A 20,786-nucleotide genomic window follows, 5' to 3' on the forward strand; every position below is an offset into this window, starting at 1 on the left:
TCGTCTAAATAAACGAAATACCCCCCTATCCCCCTTAATTATACAAAAGGGCCCCTTATTAGGGCCCTTATTTTTTTATATATATCGATCTTTACCGGCTCGGAGATGTAAATGATGCTACCGTACTCGTTATGAGATTTCCCTGACCCGAAAGAGAGGCTATTGCCTGTTCCATCGCCGTGTACTGGCTTATGTACATCTGTTCCTGCTGCTTTAACATGGTCGCGGTCTGGTATATCTGTTCATTCAAGGAGATCATGCGCGATCCAAGGTACCCTTGATTCGAGGCATACTGATCTATTATCCCGTTAAACTGGGTGTACTGGTAAAGGGTGTTATCGAATTGCTCTATTATACCCGTGCCAACGGAGGGGTTACCATTCGGACTTGTCGGGTTGTTTGCAAACATCTCGTAAACCTGCTGTGCGTTGTTTTGAAGGGCCTGAACGAGTTGGGACGGATCGAATGAAAGCGTTCCGGCCATCGTCTGGTACCATCCCGATCCAACGGCACCGGTCGTAATACCAACTGACGGGAAGGAATTGTATGAGGAAAGGCCCGGCACCATCTGGTAGACGAGTTTTTTCATCGATGAGAGGACCTGGTTCAAAATCTGGTTTTGATAAAGCACTCCTTGAGCCGATCCGCTTGTCGTCGCAGAGGCGCTCGCGCTGTTGGTCTGCGGCGGTTGCTGGTTGTACTGGGTATTTATCCAGTTGACTATGTTGTTGAAAGAATTGACGAAGTTCTGGACTGCGTTGACAGGTGTTTGTGTGTCCTGAGATATCGTTAGGGTTACAGGATTTGAAGTGGGAGAGTAAAGGTTTATTATTGCCCCGGGAATTGCGTTTGTGACTTTATTCGTAGAACTCGTGTAGGTCGTCCATGTCGTACCGTTATTCTGGCTTACCTCGATCTGGGCATTTTGACCCGTAGTTTGTGTCGCATTTGCCCATCCAAAGGTTGTGAGCACTCCTGTAGGACTCGACGGGTTCGTTTCGGAGACATTTATCGAAACGGGACCACCAACGTTTGATTTGAGATAGACCTTATCGGCATTTGGATCGTACCATGCCGTCACATTGGCATTCGAAGAGTTTATCTGTGAGATGAAGTTAGAAAGCGTCTGGGTAGCGCTCACATTTATAGTAAATCCATTTATAGATATACTTCCCGAACTTATTCCAAGTTGAGAAAGCGTAAAGCCAGTGCTCACCGCACCGAGATGGGTTGTAGAAGAGACCGTCGTATATCCACTCGAGTTCAGAGTCTCCGGAGCGTTTGCGAGGTATGTGGCCGAAAGGAAGTTCGAGGTATCCGAAGAGGATCCTATGTTTATCACGGCATTTGAATTGCCCGTAAGAACAAGCGTGTCTGTCGAGGCGCTGTAGGATGCCGTAACTCCAGCGGATGAAGAATTTATGGAATTTATAACGTCATTTAAAGATTCAGTTGAAGGATTGACATTTATCTGAACGCCATTTATCGTAAAGAAACCCGCGGTTATTGGAGTCCTTATGTTAAGTGTTGAAAGCGTCGCGGACGGGCTTATGGACTTTCCGACTGTATTTGTGGGATTTATCGTTGTAAAGGTGGCAAGGTTATCTATCTTTATCTGGTAAGATCCCGGAATCGCGTTTGAGTTCGTTACCACACTCATGTTGTTCGGACTCGAAAGGCTCGCCGTCGTTCCCAAAAAGGTCGATGGCAGTTCGAGCGTAAGGAGGGACTCACGAAAATTTTCTAACATAGGCTTGAATTGATTTTCGAGGACATTTTGCTCATTTTGAATCTGGGCAAGTTGGGCCTGCAAAGAATTTAGCGGTTGCTCGGAGACACTCATCATTTGAGAAATAAGAGACTGCCAGTTTATCCCACTTGCGACTCCCGACATCGATATGGGCATCGAGAGGTAATTGCTTATGTTCAGGTTATTGCCATTTATGTTCATTTCTCACCTCACACGTGTTTGTCTATGAAAACTCCCAAAAGTTCATCTATGGCTTTGGCGAGTTTTACAGCCTCTTCTGGCGGGATCTGCCTTACGACCTCGCCACTTTTTTGATCGACTATCTTTATTATTATCATGTCTGGATTATTCGTTATTTCGTATTTGAATGAAACCTTCGTTATCTGCTGGAATTGATCGAGTTTCTTTCCAACATCTTTCAAACTCATTTTTTGATCATTTTGCCGATCGTTGATATTATTGTCAACAACCGGTTGAACAATGTTTTGATCTTTTTGTGGCAATGTATTATTATTTGCCGGTACGCTATCAGAAGTAATACCCTTTATGTCCATAAATATCCCTCCGATATAATTATCGGCATTTTTAAAAGAAAATTAAATCCATCCCAAGTTCATAAGCAAAAGCCAAAAAAAGCCAATTCCCACACCGGCCGCAGGACTTACAATCCACATCCTGTCGAATTTTCTATACCTTATAAGCCTGTAGACCAACATACCCGCAATGGTTATGGCAAGATACCACCACTGCAATGCCATTACGAAGATGAAGATGAGGATTCTTTCGAAATTTCCATCCGCGTCATTTGATTTGACATCGATAAGGTTTGATCTTCTGAAGATGTCTGCGATAACGACGGATGCAATGACAAGACCGAGAAGGTAATTCAAAAATGGAGGCTCTATGTAATTGTGACTTGCAACGAAATCTCCAAAGACAAAGGTGAAGATCAAAGCGATCAAAAGATTTAAAAATTCCATTCCAAAATACCATGAGATCTTATCGCTTCTCTTTTTTGCGAGTACGAGTATTGCCGTTAAAACAACGTATGTGAGAATTGCCATCATTCCGATTGGAAAAACGAGAAGATTGAATGACAGGGCCAGACCTATGAGTACAACCCACAGAATGGCCTTTTGAATTTCGGACTTGTTTTGACGGTATATCAAAGAATTGTTAGAAAAGCCGTATTCCGAGGTTGTGTAGATAAGTAAAAAAAGATTCGGTACCATATTCTTTCCTCCTTTTTTTCGTCAAAGACAAAGTTTCTTGATATATGCCTCTCAACTTAACGGCCATTGTATCCATCGACCAGTACTGATTGACGTAATTCAACCCTTCATCTGAAAGTCTCATTCTAAGCGCATCGTCTTTTAAGATCTTTTCCATGTTATCGACAAATGGCTTTACAACGGGCTCGTCCACAAGGAAGCATCCCTTCCCGCCAACAAGGACATCTCCAACCCCCTCCTTCGCAACTGCAACAACCGGAAGACCGGCAGCGAGTGCTTCGAGAACGACAAGGCCCTGAGTTTCGGTAACTGATGCAAAGGCAAAGATGTCAGATTGTCTGTAATACTCTATTATCTCATCGCGCGGAAGGTATCCCGTGAAGACGATCTTGTCTCTTATTCCGAGTTGATTTGCCCTGTGCATGATCTCTATCTTCTCAGGACCATCTCCGACAAGTACAAGCGTCGCATTTTTTATCCTCTTTCTAAGTTCGAGAAAGGCCTCGAGTATGAAGAAGATGTTCTTTTCCTTTGCTATCCGTCCGACAAAAAGCACGATCTTGTCATCGTGGGGAATTCCATGTTTTTCTCTTATCGAATATCTTAAACTCCTTTGAAAATTCTTAACGTCTATGCCGGTTGGCAATGTGTAAATTGGCACCTTTACGCCGTAATCTTCGAGTTCTTCTTTTATCTTTTGAGTTGGAGCGATAACCGCATCGACCATGTTGCAAAACCACATGCTGAATTCTTTGACCGCGTTTTCCGTAGGTCTAAGTGGCATGGGAAGATAGTGTCTGTACTCGGTAAGAAGCGTGTGATATGTATGAACGTGTGGTATCCCTATCTTCTCACTCAGTCTTATGGCCTGAAAGCCCATGCTGAACGGCGCGTGTGAATGAAGAATGTCTAAATTTATCTTTGATGAGATTTTGAGTATCTTCTGAGAAAGCGGGACTGCGAACCTGTGTTGTGGTTCGAAGAAGAATTTCAATCCACTGACTTTAAAGGTGTTCGGCTCTTCATTTGGAACAACGGGGGCAAAGACGTAAACTTTGTCTCCCATGCCTTCGAGATAATTTTTGAAAAGATGTACGGAGGTCGCAACGCCGTTTATCTGCGGAATGTAGGTATCTGTCATCATTCCCACATTCACATAAACCACCTCCTGAACATTATAGAAATTATGGTAAGAAAGACGAAATCTCTCATAAGCCTTATAAGAATGGTGTACAAAATGCCCTTTCCTATTATTGCACGGACAAGATAAAACTCAAGGATCACAGACCATACTATCGGGATCGCAATCAATATGTAATAGAAATGATACATCACTCCGATCGATATGAACCAGCCCGTCAATACATTCGGCATAAGCACGTAAGGAAAGCCCCAGAAGAGATTGCTTTGCTTTGAAAAGAACATGTGAAGAGAGGCTGAGAATAAAGCGTAAAAAGTTATAAGGCCAAGAATTACAAATGAAAAGCCAAGAAAGCCTCCAAAGAATGGAATCTCTTTGAAGGTTGGAAAGACGGCCAGAACATTCACGATCCACAAAAGCAATATCGCAAATATGGCATCGTAAGGATCGAAGTGCGAACTTTTGAAAAATCTTTTTGGCGAGAAGAAAAGATCGAATATTCTGTCAAACATCGATCTCGCCTCTTACAAGTCTTACAAGGTGATCGGCCAATTTGTTCTCATTCCTTCCATTCCACTCTATTTTGAAATTCATCTTTTCGATCAATTCATCTACATCGCGCTTTATCTTCAAAAGATTTTTCGATCTCACCCTGTACTCGCCTTTCATCTGTCTTACCATCAACTGGCTATCGCTTAGAACAAGAATTTCCGAATCCGGGAAATTCTTACTTACAAAATCAAGAGCCTTAAAAAGTGCGATGTATTCGGCCTCATTGTTCGTGATCTTTCCCTCTACAACCTCACAGTAAGCACATTTCAACTTTCCATCTTTTTCAATTGTAAAGGCGATTCCGGCCCTTCCCGGATTGGGATTCGATCCTCCGTCAGTTCTCACTACCACTTTATCCCGCAACTTTAACATCCTCTAAAAGCAATTTCTTCGCGGACTCTGGATCGATCTGAGAGATCAATCCGCACGGTGCGAAGATGTAATTCGAATCGAAATAAATCTTTGCCTCGGCAGGAGGAAGCAAATTCATCGGATGTTTTGATCTCAGATTTCTTATCTCATCCAATATCTTAAAATTCCACTTTGATCTGCTAAGCACTCCTCCGGTGCCGAATATGTTAACAATTGCCGTCAAATCCTTTCCTTCGGCGATTTCTATCCTTCCCGTCGGGCCGTAAAGGTATCTTTTGTATCCGGCATGTCTGAGAACGCTCTCCGTTGCACAGGCAATGGCCAGATTGACCACAAATTCTTCCATTCTCTCATTTGAAGGATAAGGCGTTATCTCTTTTAGAAGAGATTCGTAATCTCCGAACTTGTCTTTTATCCATTCGAAGTTTTTGACGACATTTGAAGCGTTTATGAAGACTCCAAGATCTCCTTCTACCGTCCTTTTCGCAAATGGCTCCGGCGAGACGAGAATCTTTTGAATCTCTGGAGATCCATCCGTTACAGAATCAACATCTGTCGTCGCACCTCCTATATCTATGGCAAGAGAATCTCCCATCTCTTTCTGAAGAATTTCAACGGCCTTCATGACGGCAGCAGGCGTTGGCACTATCTTACCGTAGACATGACCTTCGAGTTTCGACATTCCCGGGCCGTGAATTATGTGCTTTGAGAAAAGATCCTGAATTATCTTTCTGACAGGCCCCACATTCAAAAGATCGACGCGAGGATAGACATTTTCGGTAATGGTTATATCCTTTCCGTTCTCTTTAAAGATTCTTTCCACCTTCGAGGCAACGGCAGAATTTCCGGCGTAAAGGAATGGAACATTTATATCGCTTTTGGCAAAAAGTTCTGAATTGTGAAGGGCAGTTTCGCTTTCTCCATTATCTACACCGCCGGAGATGAGTATGAGTTTTGGTGAGATCTTTTTTACCTCCTCGATCGTTTCATCCGAGATCTTGCCAGCAGTCGCCATCGCAATCACCGCGCCTGCGCCTAAGGCCGCTTCCTTCGCCGCCTTTACGGTCATGCTGTAAACAAGGCCGTGGACCGTCATTTTCAATCCACCGGCCGCGCTTGAAGAGGCCATCATTTTGTCCCATTCAAGATGTTCGCCTATCTTGCTTTCAATGGATCTTATCGCGCGATCTATTCCTAAGGTTACATCTCCCTCTTTCACCGTCGTGTAATGCTCGCCCTGGACTAACAAAGCGGGTTTATCTCCTATTCTAAATCCACTTACAACCGTCGTTGTGCTTCCTATCTCTACCGTTAAGATATCTATCTTCACTTTATCTCTCCTTCAAACAGTGTTATAATGATTATAGCAGAAAGGTGGTGAGTTCTATGATCGAAACTGCGAAGGTCGTAAAAGTCGAAAAGAATTCTATAGTCGTGAATGTCACGGGAACGAGTTCTTGTTCTTCATGTGCAATGTCCGGACATTGTGCTTTTACGTCTTCATCAAAGACGATTTTGCCAAAGCCAAAGGATGTTGAGATAAAAGAAGGAGATTACGTTGAATTCGAAACGCCAGAGCATTTAAGTGCCACAAAGATCTCCGTTTTGCTGTACGGTATACCTCTCGTTATCGTTATAGGCGGCACGATGGTCCTTGTCGCTTTCACAAAGATTGGAGATCTCGAATCTCTCGGCCTTTCCGTGATTGGCGCTGGAATTTATTATTGGATTTTGAACTGGTATACCAGAAGGCATGAAGACAAATATTCTCCATACCACGTAAGAAAGATCGATCCGCCCGCGAATATAAACATCGAAAGGTTAGGTGATCTCAAATGAAATTCATGTGGTTAGGTCATTCTTCTTTCGCCATTGAAGATGGAGGAGTCTTTCTTGTCACCGATCCATTCGACAAAAGCGTTGGATATCCGATTCCAAATGTTAAGCCTACCCATGTGACAGAAAGTCACCAGCACTTTGACCACAATGCCCACAATCTTTTGAGAGGAAACTTTGAGGTGATAAAGGAACCAAAGTCTTACGATTTTGGCACTTTGAAGATCGAAGGAATACCTACCTATCACGATGAAGAGAAAGGTGCAAAGAGAGGAAACAACATCATATTCAAGATGCGTTTTCCGAGTTCGATAACGGTTGCTCACTTTGGAGATTTGGGCCACATGATAGATAAAGACGTAATAGAAAAACTCAAAGATGTTGACGCGATAATGATCCCCGTTGGAGGCGTCTTTACAATAGATGCAAAAAAAGCCATAGAGATATCCAACATCCTAAAGCCACACGTGATCTTCCCAATGCATTACATGACAAAGTACGTGAGTTTTGAACTTGGAAAGTTAGAGGATTTTACCTCTGCCTTTAAAGACGTTGTAAAAGTTAAAGGCATCTTCGAAATAAGTCCCGAAGAGATAAAAAAATTCGATCGCAAAGTCATCGTGTTCGAGATGTAGAGGTGTTTTGTGCAAACATTATACACAAGAGAGGAAATCCATAAACGTATAGTCGAACTCGGAGACGAGATAACAAAGGTTTATTCTCCGATTACAGATGAGATAATGGCCGTCTGTGTTCTGAAAGGAGCCGTCCATTTTTTCAGCGATCTCGTTTTAGAGATCAAATTAGATGTACTTTATTCTTTTGTTCAGGTCTCGAGTTATTCCGGAACCGGAAGCACCGAGAGGGTGAGGGTTAAATCATGGCTTGACGAGAGTATATACGGAAAGCACATACTTGTCGTTGAAGATATAGTAGACACCGGAGTCACGCTGAATTACATCCTCGGATACTTTTCAAAGTACAAACCCGCAACTCTCAAGGTTGCCACGCTCTTTGAAAAGAAGGCTCACAGAAAGATAGATGTTCCCGTGGACTTCGTGGGCTTTGAAATAGACGACAAATTCATAGTCGGATATGGTTTTGATTACGATCAGAGAAAGAGAAACCTTCCATTCGTCGGGGTCGAAAATGCGTAAAGGTCAGATAGGGATGATCCTTATCTTTTTGCTTTTGATCGTTGCAATGGTCGTGATAAGGATTTATTTTGATCTACAAAGCGAGGAAATGGAAATTCAGAGAATGAATATACACAGTTTAATTCAGACTCTCCAGCAGTGATTAATATGCTTTTTGAAGATTTCGTTTACCTTTCAGAAGAATACATACAAAAAACTCTCAATGGAGAGTACAAATCCGATGACTTTGAAAAGTTCATAAGATCGGCCCTCAAAGACACGCTTGTAACGCCTGATTCTAAAGAAAGATTTGTGGCATTTTGTGAATATTTCTTAGGACTTTCGAATCTGAGTCAGGAAAGAGTTATAACCCGTCTCAAAAATGGCCTTACGATGATAGAAAAGTTAAAGAGAGAAAATCTCATAGAATCTCCAAAGCCGGACGGTGAAGTGCTTGATCCAAATGTGGATGTAAGGTTTGGAAAGAAAATAGGACCAAGAAGGGCAGAACTTTTGCAAAGACTTGGAATATACACGGTAAGGGATTTACTCTATCATTTTCCGAGAATCCACGATGACAGAAGAAGGCCTCTGAAAATTTTGGAATTGAAGGCCGGCCAGCAGGTATCCGCAACGGCGCAGGTTGTAAGTGTCGAGAAAAAACGGGTAAAGAATTTCAAGATAATAAACATGATAGTAACAGACGGATTTTCAAACATGTATCTTGTATGGTTTAATCAGGAATATCTCTACGATTCGCTATCGAGGGCAAAAAGGATAGCCTTCAGTGGAAATGTGAAGTCTGAATACGGAAAATTCAAGGTCTACTCGCCGGACTTTCAAATAATCGATGATGAACCTCCGAGGATATACCCAATCTACGATCTTACCTCGGGAATATCGCAGGGGGTAATGAGATCTTTGATAGAGAACAACATAAAATATGTCAATTACGTAAAAGACGCTGTGCCCGAAGAACTCATAAAATCGAGGAACTTAATAGATCTCAAATCGGCCATTTACGGAATGCACTTCCCAAAGAGCGAATACCATCTAAAGGAATCAAAAAAAAGACTCGCTTACGACGAATTTTTCTTTCTCGAGGTATCCAAATTAATGGTAAAGCATTCGATCCAGTCTCAGGGAGGGGTTGCAAAGGAATTCAAAGGCGATCTTGCAAAAAAGTTCATCTCTTCTTTGCCCTTTAAACTCACGAATGCCCAAAAAAAAGCCATCATGGAGATAGAAAATGATCTCAGAAGCGATAGAATGATGAACAGACTTTTGCACGGAGATGTCGGAAGCGGAAAAACCGTTGTCGCCGAGATATCGATTTTAGACGTGATAGAGAGTGGATTTCAGGCGGCCTTTATGGCACCGACCTATGTACTTGCAAGACAGCATTACGAGAGGGTAAAAAAGGATTTTGAAAATTTGGATCTTAAAATTGCTTTTATATCCGGATCGACTCCAAATGCTGAAAAAGTCGAAATAAAGAATGGCATCGCCTCAGGAGACATCGATCTTGTCATAGGAACGCACGCGCTCATTCAAAAGGATGTGTTTTTCAAAAACCTCGGACTTGTCGTGATAGACGAACAACACAAATTCGGAGTCAAACAAAGAGAATCATTGATGTCAAAGGGGAAGGCCGTCGATACGCTCGTAATGACGGCAACACCAATACCGAGAACTCTCTCAATGACGCTCTACGGTGATCTCGATATCACCCTGATAGACGAGATGCCTTATGGAAAGAAAAATCCGAGAACTCTCATAGTCAACGAATCAAAAAGATCGGAAGTCTACGATTTTGTAAAGCAAGAGATGGATCGCGGCGTCGGAGTATTCTGGATAGTCCCTTTAATAGAAGAATCGGAAAAGTGGGAACTCTCGGCGGCGACAAAGATATACACAGAGTTCAGAGAAGGACCATTCAAAGGGTACGAAATAGGCCTTCTTCACGGAAGAATGCCTTCCGAAGAAAAGGCTAACGTCATGGAAAGGTTTCTGAATAAATCGGTCCAGTTGCTCGTCTCGACTACGGTAATAGAGGTCGGAATAGACATCCCTCACGCTGGAGTAATGGTCATAGATCATCCCGAAAGGTTTGGCCTTGCCCAGTTGCACCAGTTAAGGGGAAGGGTTGGAAGGAGTGGAAATGAATCCTTCTGTTTGCTTTTGACAAATGGATCAGAGGTAGACAGGTTGAGATATTTCGAGCATACATTCAACGGATTTGAACTCGCAGAATACGATTTGAAGATGCGTGGCCCCGGAGAATTCATTGGCACCCGCCAGCACGGTATGCCTGAATTCAAGGTCGCGAATTTAATAGAGGATGAAGGAATTTTGATCATGGCCCGGCAGGATGCGCAAAGACTTCTCGAAAATGATCCCGAGTTGAAAGATCATCCCTTCCTTCTTGAGGAGATAGACAGAAGATATGGAGAGAGAATAAAGTTTGTGGAGGTTGGATGATGAAGATAACGGGCGGAAAGTACGCGAGAATGAATATATCTTCGGTTTCGGACAAAAGAACAAGGTACACGCCTGCCATAGTCAGGGAAGCATTATTTAACATGATAAACGTCGAAGGAATGGATATACTTGAACTCTTCGGAGGAAGCGGGATCATTTCGGCCGAGGCGTTAAGCAGATCTGCAGGGAGTGTTACGATAGTTGAAATATCCAAAAGTTCATGTGATACAATAAGAAAGAACCTCGAAAGAATTGATGGTAAGATAAAAATACTAAATCTCGACTTTAGAATAGCGCTGCGCCGACTTGTCCAAAAGCAAAAATTCGATCTTGTCTTTGCCGATCCGCCATTTGGCACTGGATTGCTAATTGAGACCTTTAACGAAATAGACAGATATCCAGATATATTGAACAAAGATGGAATTATCGTTATAGAGTCTTTTGAGAAGGAATTGCCTCCCGATCAAGGAAGGACTATATACCTTAGCAATAGAAAAACTTATGGAGATGTGATTCTAAATTTTTACGAAAAAATGGATTGATCGGCAAGGCATAAAGCGGGGGGAGAATATGAAAAAGTTCATCTTCTTTATCTTTTTGGCAGTACCCGTTTTGATTTACGGAGTTTCTCTGAATCTAACGGTAAATCCGGTGTTTTTGCTGAAAAACTACACCGTTACCCTTACGATGACGGCCTCTCCTCTTTTTGATCCTTCAAATGTGCGCCTTTTACTTTACGATTACTCTTCAAATTCCACCCAAACACTTTACAACCCTTCGGTCTCATCAAACGAATATGTATGGAATTACACCGTAACCGATTATTCCGATTACAGGGCCGTGGGAATGGTGATAACTTCTGATGGAACATACCTCTCTAACGTTGCAACCTTCACAAGCAATATACCGGCCGCAAGCGTTGAATCGACTATTGTGTCAGTGCCATTCATATCCAATTACATGCCATCGGTCTTTAGCGAGATAACGAATATAGGATCGAAGATCCTTACCTTTACAGCCTTCTCATCGCCATCTGGTCTTACGATCTCGCCGAATGCGGGCCAGATTGGCCCGGACCAATATGAGACTGTAAAGATAACGCCATCCGGGGTATTCTTACCGGGCAATTATTACACACTCGATGCGATGATTTCGACAAATGATCCAAGATCTGGCATGTCAGAATACCTCTTGTCCCGATTCTTGATGGGACCAGACGGTCTTGTTGTAACTCCGGTTCAGGTTTCTTCGACAAGCGTAAGTGTTGGAAGTAACGTTGAGTTTTATTTTTCGATTTACCACTCTAACGATGTTGCCATTTCATACGTTTACGCAACCTGGATTACCCCGGGCCAATCTCAGACCTTTAGCCTGTCATCATCCGGAAATGATTTTGCCTCAACGATTAACATAACCTCTGCAGGTACCTACACGCTATCGCAGATAATAGTCGGGTACAGTTACAAAGGTCAGATCCTTCAAATGGTTTTTTCGCCGGCCATTCGTGTAAGTGCAACGAATTCACCAAATTCAATGAATATAGAACTTGTAAATGGAACGAATCAGTCTATAATTTCTGTGTCTTCAAATTCAACGCCTTCCGTGATCGTAAAGGATGGATCGATAATTCAAACGATCCAGATGATAAAAACCGGCCAATTCTGGACGGGCACTTACAATTACACAAACCTCCCCGGGATCGTCAGTGTAAATGCGGAATTTTCGAATGCTCCATCTATATCGCAAGCCTTCACTAAGTATGAGATAAATGGAAGCACAAACATATATCTCTCTGACAACGGATGGATCACAATACCATCGAATGCCTTTCCATCTGGCGCTATTGTGGCAGTATACACGGGGACTTTCAGTCCTCAAAACAATTACGTAGGATACTCAACCTTTAACCAGATCTCAGACAGTGTATCACTTTCATCCAGCGTAACGCCGATCGCATCTTTCACGTATAACCTTTACTTTTCAAGCCAACTTGTGAATGGGCTCTTTGGAAATGTAAGAGTTTATACCAAGACAGGTCAAACATGGACTCTTTCTCCAATAATTCCGAATGTGGGGATGGAGATAGCCACCTTCAGTGCGATGGGTGGCACCTATGCACTCGGTATGACAACCCAGATTCAGCCGGGCACCTCTCCGTCTATTCTTTCATTTTACGCAAATCCTTCAAACGCGGTAGGACCGCACAGCGTTCAATTTTTCCTGACCGTGAACAAAGATTGTTATTATAAAATATACGTATACGATATGAGAGGCCGCATCGTTGGATCTCAATCTGGGAGCGTGGTAAAGATAATAGGGAATTTGATCTACACGTTAGATACTTCCTCGATTTCGAACGGCATGTACGTCGCTGTTGTTGGAGTAGGAAGTTTGCCAAATGTATTCACGCAGTCCAAAGCGATATCATTTGTGGTTTCACGGTGAGGTGGGATAAAATGAAGGGTGTTATCATCGTTTTACTTTTTCTTATTCCCGTCGCGGTTTTTTCCGATGTACTCGACACGATCGACAACCCATCTGCCTTTGGCATGATGATGGGAGGCGCCATCTACACCGTTTATGCCGGGCCCCAATCAATTGCATATAATCCGGCCGGAATTGCCACAGACGATGGTGGTCTCTTCTTTTCTCACGTTGAACATTATCTCGGCGTTATAAGAAATGATTTTCTCTCGGCCACAACCAATCTTGGAAACCTTTATTTGGGAGGAGGATTTCAAACAACGAGGGCCATAGACACTGATTATTCCCAGTACAGATTTTACGGATCTTTGGCCTACAGGATGAATTCACTCTCGATAGGAGGAAATATAAGTGCCTTTTACGGCACAGACATAATAAATGGCTTTTCTGCAGATTTTGGAAGCATTTTCAAAATGCAAAATTTCAAATTCGCCCTGACTTTGAAAAACGCGCTTGCGAATATAACTTGGGTTTCATCGACAGTCCAGTACTATCCGGTTGAGGTTGTTTTGGGAGCCGGGTATGAGAATTCATCTATAAACTTTAACGCTTTTGGAAATATAACATCTGGAGAATATGGAATCGGCCTTCAATACTTCATCACTAAGTATTTTTCTTTGTGTGCGGGATACAATGGCACATTCGGTCAAACGGGATCCTTTTCGATTGGAACTGTGATAAATAACTATTTAGGTTTCGATCTTTTTATTTCTTATACTTTCCTGAATGCCACGAATTTTGGTCAATCTTTGAGTCCATTTACCGTTTCGATGAGTTCTGATTTTGGAGGTTGAATTTTGAAGGTTGACAGAAAAACTCTTGAAGAACTTGAATTTTACACCTTTTTGGACACGATAAAGTCTCTTGCATTTTCTCCTTACGGAAGAAAGTATTTTGACAAAATGAATTTCGAAGAAAAATACGACGAGGTCTACGAAGAGGTCAGAGAAATAACCGAGATCTTCGATGAAATCTCCTCTGTTCTCTATCCAGTTGAAGATGTCGAAAAATCTTTGAAAAGTGTAATGACTGGAAAGAGGATAGATTCAAAAGAATTGATCGATTTCTCGAATCTTTTCAAACTTTCAAAAAGAATTTCGACGATCATTGCAGATAAGCCACATCTAAAGGATCTTGCCGTAAGCCTTACTCCCTTCAATGGTTTCATAGAGTACTGCGACAGAACTTTTAACCCGGACGGGACGATAAAGGATACTTCCTCGCCGGAACTTATGAGAATAAGAAAAGAGATAAGATCGATCGAGCACGAAATAGAGGAAAGAATAAAAGCACTTATAGCCGAAGGCACAAAATCTGGCATCATCTCCGAAGGACTTGTGATCCAGCGTCACGACAGGTATGTGCTCCCAATCGATGCTTCCAAAAGATCCGCTGTAAAGGGCATAATACATGGCCAGTCTTCGACGGGCCTGACATATTACATCGAGCCGGAAGAGATGATAGAGTTAAATGATGCGCTCGCGATAGCAAGATCAAAAGAATCGATAGAGATATCCAAAATAATGGATACCGGCATAAAGATGATATCCAAAAATGCGAGTTCGATAATATCGCTCATGGAAAATTTCGAGAAATTTGACGCGATCTACGCAAAGGCCTCTTATGGGATCAAAAATTCATGTGTCATTCCGTCAATAAGGGAAGACGGTGTGATAAAGATAGAAAGGGGCCGTAATCCTTTGATAGATGAAAGTAAAGTGGTACCGGTAGATGTAGAAATAAGAAAAGAAGACAGGGTTATAATAATCAGTGGACCTAACATGGGAGGAAAAACGGCTTTCTTAAAGACTATCGGCCTCTTTTCTCTGATGTGTGCGCTTGGCATACCCGTGCCGGCCAGCAACGGAACAGAACTTTCCATCTTTGACGCCATATATTCAGACATAGGGGACAATCAATCGGTAAAAAATGAATTGAGCACCTTCTCCGCAAGGGTGATAAGAGAAGATGAGATATGCAAATTTGCAAATGAGAAGACTCTCATTCTCATCGATGAAATAGGAGAAGGAACGGAGCCTTCAGAAGGATCTGCCTTTGCAAAGGCCATAATAGAAATACTCATATCCAAGGGTGCAAAGGTCTTCGTCACAACCCATCTGCCAGATCTCAAAAGCCTTGCATACACATTATCTATGGTCAGAAATGCCTCTGTCGGATTCGATATCGAAAAGATGGCTCCAACTTACAGAATACATATGGACATGCCCGGAAGAAGTAGAGCACTCAAGATAATCGAGAGGATTGGTGTCTCCTCCGAAATAATAGAAGGTTTCAAAAAACATCGATCCACGTCATTTTCAAAAGAAGATCTTCTAATAGAAGAGTTGCAAAGTCGCATCAGTGAATACGATATCAAAATATCGGAGATAAACAAAAAGATGAAGGAATTAAATGAAAAAGAAATCGAATACGAAAAAAAGTTCGAAAAACTAAAGGCAAAAGAGTTGGCCGCGCTTTCTGAAGAGATAAGAAAACTCTCAGATGAAATCTCAAAGACGAAGAAAGAATTGGAAGAGGCAATTCACGATTTAAGATCTTCAAAAGAAGAAAGCGAACTTGCATCAAGAGTTAAAAAACTCAACGATTTAAGAAAAGAGATAGAAAATTCGATGATGGAAAATGCCTTTTCTCAAAGCGAAGGGTATGCCCGTATAAAGGGCACAAATGTTATCGGAAAAATAAAATCCCTCAAAAAAGACACAGTCGTTCTCGACGTCAACGGATCAAATGTTGAGATATCCAGCAAAATGATCGAGATGTACACAAAGCCTAAAACTCAAGAAGAAAAGATCTACGTGAAGGAAGAAAGGGTTCCAAACGAGATAGACGTACGTGGCATGACCGTTGAGGAGGCCATACCCGTTGTTGAAGAATTCATAGAACATGTGATAAGATCGAATTCGGTTGGATTTATAATTCATGGCAAAGGAACGGGAAAACTTGCGAATGGGATATGGTCATTTTTAAGATCAAAACATGTGAATTTCAGAATTGGGCGTGAAGGTGAAGGTGGAACCGGAGTTACCGTGATAGGAGAGGACAGATGATCTTTGGACTTGATATTGGAACGAGAACTGTTGTTGGAATACTGGCCGAAGAGATCGAAAATGGAATAAAGGTAGTCGATTTTGAGGTTGTTGAGCATGAAGAAAGGGCCATGCTCGATGGACAGATAAATGATGTACCGAAGGTTTCTTCCGCCGTCTTAAAGGTAAAAAAAGCCCTTGAAGAAAGAAATAATGTCGAACTTGTGGAAACTTCGACGGCCGTTGCCGGCAGATTTTTAAAGACCATAACGGGCACGGCGACAGACAGAATACCATTCTCAAAAATAGACGAAAATTACCTCAAATCTCTTGAATTCAAAGCCCTTTCTGATGCGATAGAAAAAAATCAGGGCGGGCGCGATTATTGCGTTGGATATTCCGTTCTCCGTTACACTGTAGATGGAGAAGAGGTTAGAAACCTCATAGGCCAGTTTGGAGAGGATGCCTCGGTAAGCGTTATCGCGGCCTTTTTGCCGCAGAGAATCGTCGAGGCACTTTTTTCCGTCATGGAACTTTCACATTTGACGGTGAATTATCTCACACTCGAGCCCATGGCGGCCATGAATCTTGTGGTACCGGCAGATCTGAGAAGGCTTAACCTTGCACTTGTAGATGTTGGGGCAGGCACTTCAGACATAGCGATAAGCAATAACGGTGCCATAACATCTTACGGCATGATACCTATGGCCGGTGATGAGATAACCGAAAAGATATGCGATGAATTTCTTCTTTCCTTTCAGGACGGAGAAAAGGTTAAGAGATCTTTAGATCTCGAAAAGATAAGCGTTGAAAATGTGCTCGGAATTCCGATCGAAATAACGAGAGAAGAGTGTCTGAAGGTTACAGATTCAGTTGTGGATACTATAACGGAAGAAATATCGAAGGCGATAATGGACATAAACGGAAAAACTCCGGCCGCCGTCATGATAGTTGGCGGTGGCGCAAAGGTGCCGCACTTCGTTGATATGCTTGCCGAAAAGTTATCCCTTCCAAAAACAAGAATCGCTCTCAGAAATGTCGAAAACATATCTTTCATAAAAGACCAAACGAAAAAACTCAAGGGAAGCGAATTCATAACGCCTGTGGGAATTCTTTACTCGTCGAGATTCAACCTTGGAAAGATCTTCAAAAGGATAACTTTAAACGGACAGCCAGTCCAGATAATGAATTTAACCGGAAGGGAGGATGTCTTCCAGACGCTTATTCAAGGCGGGTTCGACGTGAAAAAGATGATAGGGAGTCCGAGCAACGGCATAACCTACACGCTAAATGGCGAGGTACGCATAGTAAGCGGAGAATTGCCGGATCCGGTCGTGAAAATAAACGGGAAAATTGAAAGTTTAAAAAGTACAGTCAAAGATGGAGACATTATAGAGATAACGCCTTCAGATGGACATTCTAAAGCCTTAAAGGTTTCGGACATAGTCAAACCTTTAAAAATAAAAATAGATGGAAAAGAAATAGAATTATTTCCACACGTAAAAATAAATTCAAAAGATGCGTCCTTGGACGATATCATAAATGACGGAGACACAGTTGAGGTCAAAAAAGATCTCACGATTGCCGATCTTTTTGAATTTCTCCATTTCACTCTCGATGGATTGAAAGTTTTTGTGAACGGTAAGGCAGTTAACGAAAGTACAGTTCTCAAAGAAAATGACGAAGTACGGGTCGAAATATGAGAATAAAATATTTTCCGGCAACGTTGGATGGACTCGCAAGTGCCGTTGCGTGGAAGTACCTCCATCCTTCGTCGAGAATCGCACTCGCTGGTGAAGGCTCGGAAGAGGTTAAAAATTTTTCTCAATACGAGAAACTCGAAAAATATCCCCAAAAGCAAATAACAGAGGAAGAAAAGTGTTATACCTCTAAACTTGTAAGAAAAATAGAAAAGATAAAGATAAAGATTTCATCTCGAGACGCACAGTTGTTTGCTTTTGCCATATATTCAAAGACTCATGCGTTGCTTAGTCCACACGTTAGCGTTGATGACATCCTCGCACTCGCCTTTTGCGTGAAGAAGGGTGCGATTTTATGGGGATTTTCACAATTTTTAGAAAAAGGAGATCTCACAGCGGCCGAGATAATGACAAGCCCTGTAACCTCGGTAAAGATAGACACATCCCTTTCACAGGTAAAAGAAATAATCGAAAAAACGAGTTTAACGGGTCTGCCGGTATTAGACAAAGAGGATCGCGTAGTTGGGATGATAACAAAAAAAGATGTAGACAGAGCATTGAAGGCCGGAATCGAAGATCTTTCGATGGCAATGAGCATTCCTCCTGTGACGGTGAATTTGAAAGATCCGGCAAGTAAAGTTGGGGAATTGATGGCAATTCACAACATAGGAAGGATCCCCGTTCTCGATGAAGAGGGAAAGATCGCGGGAATAATAACGAGAAGAGATCTTGTCAGGGCAATGGTTGACAGAACATATTACGAAAAAAGATTGAGTATAGAGGGCAAGATCGAAAATATCATCTCTCCAAAATTACTTTCTATTCTCAAAGATATTGGAGATTTCGCATCTTCAAAAAAGCAAAAGATTTACGCTGTCGGAGGTTTTGTAAGGGACCTTATAATGTCAAAGGAAAGTTTAGACGTGGACATAGCGATCGAGGGAGACGGCATAGAGTTCGCAAAGGAATTTGCAAATCAAAAAAAGGTGAGATGTCTTACATATCCCGAATTCGGTACGGCGACGATAAAATTCAACGGAATTTCGATAGACATAGCAACGACGAGGACGGAATACTACGAAGAGCCCGGAACTTTGCCGAAGGTGGAAAGATCGAATTTAAGGCGTGACCTTTACAGAAGGGATTTCACGATAAATGCCATGGCAATGGATTTAACTCCGCAAAATTTTGGGGTTATAATAGATTTTTTTGGAGGACTTGAAGACATAAAAAGAAAAGAAATACGAGTTCTCCACACTTTAAGTTTTATCGAGGATCCGACAAGGATCCTAAGAGCGTTAAGGTATGTCGGAAGGTTTGATTACAAATTGTCTCCGAACACGGAAATACTCCTTTTAAAAGCGATAAAGGGAGGGTATTTATCATCGGTAAGCCCTTCCCGCATAAGGGCGGAACTTGAAAGATCGATGGAAGAAGAAAGGGCCGCTCAGATATTTTCCCTTTACCAAAATTATGGAATATTCTCCGCGCTCTTTTGCGATTCTCGAATCGATTTTGAAAGGTTTTTCTCCATTGCAAGATCAGAAAACTTTTCAAAGACGAATAAATTGTACGCGATGATCCTTTTGATTTTAAAAAAATGTCCTTTAAAAAGAGCAATAGAAACGATGAAGATGTATGGAATGCCAATGAAAATCGTCAATTCATTTTCATTGCTTCAGGACACGAAATTTCTTTCCTCCATTTCAAATCCAAAGAGCAAATTTTCACTCTACAATACCTTAAAGTCTTTGCCATTGGAAACTTTGCTCGCTCTTTCTTACGATGAAGAAGAAAGGGTCTTTGAATATTTTGAAATATCGAAGGTAAAACTCGAAAAGATCAACGGGGCAATACTTAAGAAAATGTACGGACTTGAAGGAATGGAAATAAGAAAGACGCTCGAGAAAATTCTCGAGATGAAGATCAACGATGGAACAGATGAGGAGGAAGCGCTCAAAGTGGTGATGAATAAAAAATGAAAAGATTCATCATTTACGGACTCGTAATAGGACTCGTCTCGGCCGTAACGATATACCTGCTTAATTCTTTTGGCGGAGGGATAAATTTAAAACTCCTCGATGATTTTTTTCTAAAATCATGGTGGGGATTCTTTGGCGTAGTTTTACTTTTGGTATCATGGATAACGGATGCCATCAACACGTATATCCTCGTTAGAGTTTCAAAATCAAAGATAAGTTTTTTCCAATCCTTAAAAGCCACTATCATTTCAAACTTTTTTGGAATGATAACTCCTTCTTCAGTCGGCGGTCAGCCAATGCAGATCGTCTACATGAACAAAGTTGGAGTCTCACCCGGCATTTCAACCTCAATCATCGTATTCAAATTCATAGCGTGGCAAGGGGCAATAGAGATAATGGCAATATTCGGTCTTGGAAGGGCTCTCATCTTACTCGGTAGCGTGCCTTCGGCCACTTCCCTTGCGATTATAGGATTTTCGATCTCGACGGCGATAATAGTTTTGATGATCCTCTTCAATTTCAACAGGAGCGTTTACAATCTTTTCTTCAGAGCGATAAGAAAGGTAATATCGATCTTCACTTTCAGCAAAAAGTTAAGACCAAAAGTAGAAAATTTACTCGAAAAATTTGACGGTGAGATAGCAAAGTACGCGACAAGTGCAAAAGCATTCTCTCAAAAACCTCATATTTTGGTTTTGGTCTTTTTGCTTTCCATCATCTCAAGTGGTGCTGGTTTAATGCTTGTTTTTCCAATAGTCTCCTCTCTTAACCTCTTAGGCGGAGATCTTCAAAGTTTTATCGATATCTTTGCAGTTCAGGCACTCGCAACGCTCATAATTTATTACTCTCCAACTCCTGGCGCTACAGGAACGGCCGAAGGAGAGTTTTATCTGTTTTATTCAGCCTTTATACCAGCAAAATACATCGCAACGATAACGATAGAGTGGAGCATTTTGAGATATTTCATGCCACTTTTAATAGGCTTTGTGGTTGTAATAATAGAATCTTTTAGAGGTATGAAACTTACAAATCAAGAAAAAGATGTTATAATAAATGAGAAATCGCAATAGGAG

The 20,786-nt window shown here is 41.8% G+C and carries 19 protein-coding genes; 12 read left to right on the forward strand and 7 right to left on the reverse strand.

Annotated elements, in window-relative coordinates:
* Positions 1-91: 91 nt before the first annotated feature.
* From fliD to ATHSA_RS08900, 7 genes are read right to left on the reverse strand one after another with little or no spacing between them, the layout of a single operon-like run.
* Positions 92-1,951 (reverse strand): flagellar filament capping protein FliD, encoded by a 1,860-nt coding sequence (gene fliD, locus ATHSA_RS08870; protein ID WP_161848736.1) that lies wholly within the window; start codon positions 1,949-1,951, stop codon positions 92-94.
* An 8-nt stretch (positions 1,952-1,959) separates the two neighbouring features.
* Positions 1,960-2,304: a flagellar protein FlaG gene (locus tag ATHSA_RS08875; protein ID WP_161848737.1), complete on the reverse strand. Its 345-nt coding sequence runs from the start codon at positions 2,302-2,304 to the stop codon at positions 1,960-1,962.
* Positions 2,305-2,346: 42 nt separating this feature from the next.
* Positions 2,347-2,982: a hypothetical protein gene (locus tag ATHSA_RS08880; RefSeq protein ID WP_161848738.1), complete on the reverse strand. Its 636-nt coding sequence runs from the start codon at positions 2,980-2,982 to the stop codon at positions 2,347-2,349.
* Complete coding sequence (locus ATHSA_RS08885; RefSeq protein WP_161848739.1) at positions 2,927-4,138, reverse strand: glycosyltransferase family 4 protein; 1,212 nt, start codon at positions 4,136-4,138, stop codon at positions 2,927-2,929. Before ATHSA_RS08885 ends, ATHSA_RS08880 begins: the two co-directional genes overlap by 56 nt.
* The gene (locus ATHSA_RS08890) at positions 4,135-4,635 is read right to left on the reverse strand and encodes a hypothetical protein (protein ID WP_161848740.1); all 501 of its coding nucleotides are present in this window, start codon (positions 4,633-4,635) and stop codon (positions 4,135-4,137) included. The genes ATHSA_RS08885 and ATHSA_RS08890 overlap by 4 nt, the downstream gene beginning before the upstream one ends.
* The gene (locus tag ATHSA_RS08895; RefSeq protein WP_161848741.1) at positions 4,628-5,047 is read right to left on the reverse strand and encodes a ribonuclease HI family protein; all 420 of its coding nucleotides are present in this window, start codon (positions 5,045-5,047) and stop codon (positions 4,628-4,630) included. The genes ATHSA_RS08890 and ATHSA_RS08895 overlap by 8 nt, the downstream gene beginning before the upstream one ends.
* Complete coding sequence (locus tag ATHSA_RS08900; RefSeq protein WP_161848742.1) at positions 5,028-6,377, reverse strand: GlmL-related ornithine degradation protein; 1,350 nt, start codon at positions 6,375-6,377, stop codon at positions 5,028-5,030. Before ATHSA_RS08900 ends, ATHSA_RS08895 begins: the two co-directional genes overlap by 20 nt.
* A gap of 56 nt (positions 6,378-6,433) precedes the next feature.
* Here ATHSA_RS08900 and ATHSA_RS08905 point away from each other — a divergent pair, with 56 nt between their 5' ends.
* From ATHSA_RS08905 to ATHSA_RS08960, 12 genes are read left to right on the forward strand one after another with little or no spacing between them, the layout of a single operon-like run.
* The gene (locus ATHSA_RS08905; protein ID WP_161848743.1) at positions 6,434-6,886 is read left to right on the forward strand and encodes a SoxR reducing system RseC family protein; all 453 of its coding nucleotides are present in this window, start codon (positions 6,434-6,436) and stop codon (positions 6,884-6,886) included.
* A complete protein-coding gene (locus tag ATHSA_RS08910) occupies positions 6,883-7,518 on the forward strand; it encodes an MBL fold metallo-hydrolase (RefSeq protein ID WP_161848744.1) in 636 nt (211 codons plus the stop codon). Before ATHSA_RS08905 ends, ATHSA_RS08910 begins: the two co-directional genes overlap by 4 nt.
* Positions 7,519-7,527: 9 nt before the next feature.
* Positions 7,528-8,040, forward strand: coding sequence for a hypoxanthine phosphoribosyltransferase (gene hpt / locus ATHSA_RS08915; RefSeq protein ID WP_161848745.1), 513 nt, complete (start codon positions 7,528-7,530; stop codon positions 8,038-8,040).
* Positions 8,033-8,182, forward strand: a complete 150-nt coding sequence (locus ATHSA_RS08920; protein WP_161848746.1) for a hypothetical protein — start codon at positions 8,033-8,035, stop codon at positions 8,180-8,182. The genes hpt and ATHSA_RS08920 overlap by 8 nt, the downstream gene beginning before the upstream one ends.
* 5 nt (positions 8,183-8,187) lie before the next feature.
* Positions 8,188-10,500: an ATP-dependent DNA helicase RecG gene (recG, locus tag ATHSA_RS08925; RefSeq protein WP_161848747.1), complete on the forward strand. Its 2,313-nt coding sequence runs from the start codon at positions 8,188-8,190 to the stop codon at positions 10,498-10,500.
* Positions 10,500-11,042: a 16S rRNA (guanine(966)-N(2))-methyltransferase RsmD gene (gene rsmD, locus ATHSA_RS08930; RefSeq protein WP_232060085.1), complete on the forward strand. Its 543-nt coding sequence runs from the start codon at positions 10,500-10,502 to the stop codon at positions 11,040-11,042. Before recG ends, rsmD begins: the two co-directional genes overlap by 1 nt.
* Positions 11,043-11,070: 28 nt before the next feature.
* On the forward strand, positions 11,071-12,945 hold the full coding sequence (locus tag ATHSA_RS08935; RefSeq protein ID WP_161848749.1) for a hypothetical protein: 1,875 nt from the start codon (positions 11,071-11,073) through the stop codon (positions 12,943-12,945).
* Positions 12,946-12,956: 11 nt separating this feature from the next.
* Complete coding sequence (locus ATHSA_RS08940; RefSeq protein WP_161848750.1) at positions 12,957-13,778, forward strand: PorV/PorQ family protein; 822 nt, start codon at positions 12,957-12,959, stop codon at positions 13,776-13,778.
* 3 nt (positions 13,779-13,781) lie between these two features.
* Positions 13,782-16,052 carry an endonuclease MutS2 gene (locus ATHSA_RS08945; RefSeq protein ID WP_161848751.1) on the forward strand — a complete coding sequence of 757 codons (2,271 nt, stop codon included), beginning with the start codon at positions 13,782-13,784 and terminating at the stop codon, positions 16,050-16,052.
* Positions 16,049-17,734, forward strand: a complete 1,686-nt coding sequence (locus tag ATHSA_RS08950; protein ID WP_161848752.1) for a cell division FtsA domain-containing protein — start codon at positions 16,049-16,051, stop codon at positions 17,732-17,734. The genes ATHSA_RS08945 and ATHSA_RS08950 overlap by 4 nt, the downstream gene beginning before the upstream one ends.
* Positions 17,731-19,713 carry a CBS domain-containing protein gene (locus ATHSA_RS08955; protein WP_161848753.1) on the forward strand — a complete coding sequence of 661 codons (1,983 nt, stop codon included), beginning with the start codon at positions 17,731-17,733 and terminating at the stop codon, positions 19,711-19,713. Before ATHSA_RS08950 ends, ATHSA_RS08955 begins: the two co-directional genes overlap by 4 nt.
* Positions 19,710-20,783, forward strand: a complete 1,074-nt coding sequence (locus ATHSA_RS08960; RefSeq protein WP_161848754.1) for a lysylphosphatidylglycerol synthase transmembrane domain-containing protein — start codon at positions 19,710-19,712, stop codon at positions 20,781-20,783. The genes ATHSA_RS08955 and ATHSA_RS08960 overlap by 4 nt, the downstream gene beginning before the upstream one ends.
* The last annotated feature ends 3 nt before the right edge of the window (positions 20,784-20,786 follow it).

The sequence above is a fragment of the Athalassotoga saccharophila genome (assembly GCF_009936215.1).
GTDB lineage: Bacteria > Thermotogota > Thermotogae > Mesoaciditogales > Mesoaciditogaceae > Athalassotoga > Athalassotoga saccharophila.

Bases quoted from the DNA above. Each gene is read 5' to 3' on its own strand.
- fliD (WP_161848736.1), bottom strand. From the start codon at position 1,951: ATGAACATAAATGGCAATAACCTGAACATAAGCAATTACCTCTCGATG.
- ATHSA_RS08875 (WP_161848737.1), bottom strand. From the start codon at position 2,304: ATGGACATAAAGGGTATTACTTCTGATAGCGTACCGGCAAATAATAAT.
- ATHSA_RS08880 (WP_161848738.1), bottom strand. From the start codon at position 2,982: ATGGTACCGAATCTTTTTTTACTTATCTACACAACCTCGGAATACGGC.
- ATHSA_RS08890 (WP_161848740.1), bottom strand. From the start codon at position 4,635: ATGTTTGACAGAATATTCGATCTTTTCTTCTCGCCAAAAAGATTTTTC.
- ATHSA_RS08895 (WP_161848741.1), bottom strand. From the start codon at position 5,047: ATGTTAAAGTTGCGGGATAAAGTGGTAGTGAGAACTGACGGAGGATCG.
- ATHSA_RS08905 (WP_161848743.1), top strand. From the start codon at position 6,434: ATGATCGAAACTGCGAAGGTCGTAAAAGTCGAAAAGAATTCTATAGTC.
- ATHSA_RS08910 (WP_161848744.1), top strand. From the start codon at position 6,883: ATGAAATTCATGTGGTTAGGTCATTCTTCTTTCGCCATTGAAGATGGA.
- ATHSA_RS08920 (WP_161848746.1), top strand. From the start codon at position 8,033: ATGCGTAAAGGTCAGATAGGGATGATCCTTATCTTTTTGCTTTTGATC.
- recG (WP_161848747.1), top strand. From the start codon at position 8,188: ATGCTTTTTGAAGATTTCGTTTACCTTTCAGAAGAATACATACAAAAA.
- rsmD (WP_232060085.1), top strand. From the start codon at position 10,500: ATGAAGATAACGGGCGGAAAGTACGCGAGAATGAATATATCTTCGGTT.
- ATHSA_RS08935 (WP_161848749.1), top strand. From the start codon at position 11,071: ATGAAAAAGTTCATCTTCTTTATCTTTTTGGCAGTACCCGTTTTGATT.
- ATHSA_RS08940 (WP_161848750.1), top strand. From the start codon at position 12,957: ATGAAGGGTGTTATCATCGTTTTACTTTTTCTTATTCCCGTCGCGGTT.
- ATHSA_RS08950 (WP_161848752.1), top strand. From the start codon at position 16,049: ATGATCTTTGGACTTGATATTGGAACGAGAACTGTTGTTGGAATACTG.
- ATHSA_RS08955 (WP_161848753.1), top strand. From the start codon at position 17,731: ATGAGAATAAAATATTTTCCGGCAACGTTGGATGGACTCGCAAGTGCC.
- ATHSA_RS08960 (WP_161848754.1), top strand. From the start codon at position 19,710: ATGAAAAGATTCATCATTTACGGACTCGTAATAGGACTCGTCTCGGCC.